6 protein-coding genes and 1 pseudogene are annotated in these 3,405 nt (G+C 66.3%); 5 read left to right on the plus strand and 2 right to left on the minus strand.

Features of this window, described 5'->3' with window-relative positions; all coding sequences use genetic code 11:
* From VFA16_RS17955 to VFA16_RS17975, 5 genes and pseudogenes are all read left to right on the plus strand, one after another.
* A pseudogene (locus tag VFA16_RS17955) lies at nucleotides 1–159 on the plus strand (hypothetical protein); the annotation flags it as partial.
* Nucleotides 156–740, plus strand: coding sequence for a type II secretion system F family protein (locus VFA16_RS17960; RefSeq protein WP_324969116.1), 585 nt, complete (start codon nucleotides 156–158; stop codon nucleotides 738–740). The pseudogene VFA16_RS17955 and the gene VFA16_RS17960, both read left to right, overlap by 4 nt.
* A 30-nt stretch (nucleotides 741–770) precedes the next feature.
* Nucleotides 771–971, plus strand: a complete 201-nt coding sequence (locus VFA16_RS17965; RefSeq protein WP_324969117.1) for a DUF4244 domain-containing protein — start codon at nucleotides 771–773, stop codon at nucleotides 969–971.
* Nucleotides 972–1,006: 35 nt separating this feature from the next.
* Nucleotides 1,007–1,297, plus strand: coding sequence for a TadE family type IV pilus minor pilin (locus VFA16_RS17970; protein ID WP_414687752.1), 291 nt, complete (start codon nucleotides 1,007–1,009; stop codon nucleotides 1,295–1,297).
* A gap of 16 nt (nucleotides 1,298–1,313) precedes the next feature.
* Nucleotides 1,314–1,628, plus strand: coding sequence for an Rv3654c family TadE-like protein (locus VFA16_RS17975; protein ID WP_414687753.1), 315 nt, complete (start codon nucleotides 1,314–1,316; stop codon nucleotides 1,626–1,628).
* Nucleotides 1,629–1,645: 17 nt separating this feature from the next.
* Here VFA16_RS17975 and VFA16_RS17980 read toward each other — a convergent pair whose 3' ends face one another.
* A complete protein-coding gene (locus VFA16_RS17980; protein ID WP_324969119.1) occupies nucleotides 1,646–2,680 on the minus strand; it encodes a PAS domain-containing protein in 1,035 nt (344 codons plus the stop codon).
* A gap of 232 nt (nucleotides 2,681–2,912) precedes the next feature.
* Nucleotides 2,913–3,405: Zn-binding domain-containing protein (locus VFA16_RS17985; protein ID WP_324969120.1), on the minus strand; the 493-nt coding region annotated here is incomplete at its 5' end.

Raw genomic sequence — 3,405 nt, forward strand, 5'->3', positions numbered from 1 at the left:
CCGGTGCTGGGGATGCTGTTGGGCCAGATGATCGGCGCGCAACCGCTGCGCTTCTTGTTGGACGGCAATGCCGGCGGCTGGCTGCTCGTGACGGGGACGGTGCTGGTCTGTGGGGGACTGCTGTGGTCCGACCGGATCACCGATCGGGTGGCGACATGAGCACCGCAGCGGTGTTGTTGGCCCTCGCGCTGCTGACCGGCGCCGGACCGTCGATCATGCGCACACGCGCCGGGTTAGCTGTCCGGCCGGCCCGGCCGGCGCGGCGAACCACACGTGGCCCAGACCCGCTCGCGGTCGCATCGAGCCTGGACGTGTTCGCGGTGTGCCTGGCTGCTGGCATGGCCGTGCCGACGGCCGCCGCCGCGACTGCCGCATCGGCGCCGCCGCGGCTGGCCCGCATTCTGCGCCGGGCCGCCGATCTGCTCACGTTGGGTGCCGACCCCGTGGCAGCCTGGTCGGCGCCACCAGACCTGCCGGCACCGAACGTCCACACCGATGCGTTGCTTCGGCTGGCGCGGAGGTCGGCGAGTTCGGGCGCTGCGCTCGCGGACGGGCTCGCCGAACTCGCCGCACAATCCCGCCACGACGCCGCGCACACCGCCGAGGCGACCGCGGAGCGCGCCGCTGTGCTGATCGCCGGTCCATTGGGCGTGTGCTTTCTACCCGCGTTCGTCTGTCTGGGCATTCTCCCGGTGGTGGCTGGGCTGGCCGGCGACGTTTTGCGCTCAGGTTTGTTATGAGGCTGTCCATCGAGGAAAGGAAAACCACCGATGCCCAATATATTTCGTGTACTGCAAGCGCGGATGACGCTGCTGGCGGTCGACGAGTCAGGCATGTCCACAGTCGAATACGCGATCGGCACCGTCGCGGCCGCAGCATTCGGCGCGATCCTCTACACGGTGGTCACCGGCGACTCCATCGTCAGCGCGTTGAGCAACATCATCGCTCGCGCGCTGAACACCAAGGTGTAGTCGACGATGCTGGCGCGAGCACCGTCGAGGCGGCTTTGGCGATTGCCTCGCTGGTCGTGGTACTGGTGCTCTGCGTTGCCGGCCTCACTGCGGTCTCGATGCAAGTGCGGTGCATCGACGCCGCCCGGGAGGCCGCTCGGCTGGCCGCGCGCGGTGACGAGCGGGCCGCGATCGACGTCGCTCATCGCATCGCACCACGTGCAGCGCTGGTCCAGGTGCGCCGAGACGGCGAGTTCATGGTCGCAACTGTCACCGCGCGATCGAAACTGTTGCCAGCCTTGGCTATTGGGGCCGAAGGGGTTTCAGCGGCGGAGGCGTCGCGCTGAGGACGGCGCCGCGACCGTGTTGGCCGCGGCGATGATCGCTGTCTTGCTGTGCATCACCGGCGGCGGGGTATACCTGGGCTCAGCCGTGGTGGCGCGCCACCGCGCGCAAGCAGCGGCCGACCTGGCTGCACTGAGTGCAGCTGCCCGGTTGCCGGCCGGAGCCGAGAGGGCGTGCCAGCACGCCAGCGTGCTGGCCCGAAAGATGCGGGCCGACCAAACCAACTGCAGCTTGCAGGGTTTGGATGTCGTCGTCACCGTCGAGGTGGCCGTGGGCAGAGGCATCAGGGCCAGGGCGGCGGCACGGGCAGGGCCCATCGACACTCCCGGATGAAACGCGGGCCAGTGCGATCAGCTGCTGTGGTTGTCGCAGCGGGATAGCCCTGCTTCGGCCAACTCATGGTCGGTTGGCAATCGCAGCGAGATCAGCCCAGCGAACGTCTTTTCCTCGATTTCGACCCGGTTGACGGTCACATGCACAGGCACCCAGTTGCGGGCATGCCCCGGCAGACGCAACACCCGCGCAGTGGCGCCATGAGCGAATTCCGTTGTCATGGAAGCCATTACCTGCTCGTCGTCGGGATGCACCCGCGGCGAGCTGGCCGTGCTGCGCCAATCGTAGAATGGGCACGGCTCGTCGAGCCATTTGAGCAAAGTCCAGTTCTTAAGGTCGAACAACGCGCGATGAACTCCGGGCTGCGCCAGCCCGTGCAAGATCTGCTGCGCGAGGTGATCGCCAGGCTCCGTGCCGCTTTCCGGGTCGGTACGCCAGTTCATGCCTCGGGCGATCAGGTGGTCGCGGCCGTCGGCCCCGACTTCCAGTGCATTGCGGGCCACGAAGCCAACCCTGATCGGATTGCCCTGCCAATCGGCGCCTTCCCAGACGTTGCACAATGTTTGGCCCGCCTTCGCCTTGACTGCGAGCGCGAGCACTTTGCTTTCGTTCGGCTTGAGATCGCGTGACGGCCAATTCTCCGCAAATGTCCGGCCATGCAACGGTTCGACGTCGGGATTCTTGCCGATGTTGATCAGCGATTCGCGGGTGTCGGTGGCCATCCCCATAGTGAGGTCCCATTTCAGCGGGCCCGGGATGGGTCGCTCGGGCGGTTCAGCGTCGTCAGGGCCACTCCAGACATGCACACCGTGCACGCGGCCATCGGACATCACGACCGGTTCGGTACGGATCACCCGGTTGCTCTTGGGTGTGATACTGACCAGCCGCTCGCCGCTGTGCACCGACTCGGCGATCGCGGTGCGGATCGCGGCAACATGAGGATTACGGCGCAAAAACGCGGTAATCGGAACGAGATTTCTCAGATGTGAGCCCTGCGCGACGACAGCCGGTTCGTTGCCCAGTGTCTCAACGAGTAGCCAGTCCCTGGCCATATCGACGACTGTACCGCTGTTAGATACCGGTATCGCGCATTATTGACGCCAGTCTAACGACTTTCCGAGCGCCAAATTTGGCTGATCACTTGCGCATATCTCGTCGGAAGGGTACGTTCCTGCTGCACCCGAGCCGTCGGGATTGGGAACGGATCGCGTTGTCCGACCGTTCGTCGCGCCGTGTCGCATGTTCGGCATGTCCGCAACCAGTGACCAAAGCATTTGCTCGCGGCTACCGCCATGCCCGTGGAAGTCGACCGTCGAGGGGTCGGTCGTCATCGCGAGTCAACGCGGCGACCACCAACCGCAACACGCGGATCGCACCCGTCTTGTCCAGCGGTTGGTTGCCGCTGCCGCATTTCGGCGACTGCACGCATGACGGGCAGCCGGAAGGGCATTCACACGCTTCGATAGCAGCGGCGGTCGCGCTCAGCCAGGTGCTCGCCTGGCGAAATCCCCGTTCGGCGAACCCGGCCCCGCCCGGATAGCCGTCGTAGACGAAAACACTGGGCAGCCCGGCCAGCGGGTCGGGACCAACTGCGGCGGACAGCCCGCCGATGTCGCCCCGGTCGCAGCTGGCCACCAGCGGCAGCAGCCCGATCGCGGCGTGCTCCGCTGCATGTAGCGCGCCCGCGATTTGTGGCGCATCGATGCCATTGCGCGCCAAGGCTTCTGGCGTGATCGTGTACATGACAGCGGTCGTGGGCAGGGTGTGGGCAGGCATA

This window comes from Mycobacterium sp. (assembly GCF_035653355.1).
GTDB lineage: Bacteria > Actinomycetota > Actinomycetes > Mycobacteriales > Mycobacteriaceae > Mycobacterium.

Excerpts from the sequence above, each read along its gene's own strand:
- VFA16_RS17960 (WP_324969116.1), top strand. The coding sequence starts at position 156 with ATGAGCACCGCAGCGGTGTTGTTGGCCCTCGCGCTGCTGACCGGCGCC.
- VFA16_RS17965 (WP_324969117.1), top strand. The coding sequence starts at position 771 with ATGCCCAATATATTTCGTGTACTGCAAGCGCGGATGACGCTGCTGGCG.
- VFA16_RS17980 (WP_324969119.1), bottom strand. The coding sequence starts at position 2,680 with ATGGCCAGGGACTGGCTACTCGTTGAGACACTGGGCAACGAACCGGCT.